The following is a 1101-nucleotide window of genomic DNA, read 5'->3' as shown; positions in this document are numbered from 1 at the left end:
GGCGCGGGCGGGCCGCTGGAACGTGGGTGGTGGGCGTCGCTCATCGGGTCGTGCTCCCTGCGGTGGCGGGCTTGAGTTGACGCAGCATCAGGGCGAGCAGCCAGGGCGCCCCGAGCGTGGCGGTGACGACCCCGACGGGCAGGCCGTGGACGGGCAGCAGGTGCAGGACGACGAGGTCGGAGGCGAGCAGCAGGACCGCGCCGGTGAGTGCCGCGAGGATCAGCGAGCCGGCCGTCGGGGGCCCGGCCAGGAACCGCACCACGTGCGGGACGGCCAGGGCGACGAACCCGACGGGCCCGGTGAGCGCGGCCGCGACGGACGCCAGGAGGACGGCGAGCAGGAGGAGCTGGAGGCGGGCCGCATTCGGGGCGAGGCCGAGTCCCCCGGCGGACTCGTCGCCGAGGTCGAGGACGGCGATCCTGCGGTGCCCGGCGAGGGCGAGCACGATGCCGGCGAGGACGAGCGCGCCGCCCGTGCCCGTCTCGGTCCAGGTCCGGCCGTAGACGGAACCCGTGGTCCACTGCAGGGCGTCCGCGGCGAGTTCGGCCGGGAAGCGGACGATGAAGAGGTTGACGACCGCGGCGAGCCCCTGCTGCACGGCGAGGCCGACGAGCACGATGCGGGTGACGGTCACCCCGCCGCGCCAGGAGAGCGCGGCGAGCAGCAGGGCCGCCAGCATGCCGCCGCCGAGCGCCCCCGCGGGGGTGAGCGCGGCCGGGGCGCCGGTGGCGAGGACGGCGACCGCGCCGAGGGAGGCGCCGCCGGTCACGCCGACCACGTCCGGGGAGGCGAGCGGGTTGCGCAGCACGCGCTGCATCACCGCCCCGGCGACGGCGAGCCCGGCACCGGCCACGATCGCGGCGACGGCGCGCGGGGCGCGCAGGTCCTGGACGAGCATCACGTCGGCCGTGTCGCCGACGCCGACGAGGGCCCGCAGCGCGTCGAGGGGCGGCACGGGCACTTCGCCCGCGCCGAGCCCGAAGGCGAGGAGGACGGCGAGCGCGACCGCGGCCGCGGCCGCGAGGAGCAGGATGCGGCGGCGCTGCCGGGCGAGCGCGCCACCGTGGCGGTGCGTCAGGCGGGGGCCGTGCGGGAGGCGGG

The 1101-nt window shown here is 78.4% G+C and carries 1 protein-coding gene; it reads right to left on the bottom strand.

Annotated elements, in window-relative coordinates; genetic code table 11:
• Positions 1 to 40: 40 nt before the first annotated feature.
• Positions 41 to 1078, bottom strand: coding sequence for a FecCD family ABC transporter permease (locus tag ACSNOH_RS34860; protein WP_436725453.1), 1038 nt, complete (start codon positions 1076 to 1078; stop codon positions 41 to 43).
• Positions 1079 to 1101: the final 23 nt, after the last annotated feature.

Origin of the sequence: Streptomyces sp. URMC 127 (genome assembly GCF_051386535.1) — a bacterium.
In the GTDB taxonomy this organism is placed as follows: Bacteria; Actinomycetota; Actinomycetes; order Streptomycetales; family Streptomycetaceae; genus Streptomyces.
The sequence above is the reverse complement of the archived record's forward strand: the minus strand, read 5'-3'. Positions and strand labels throughout refer to the sequence as shown.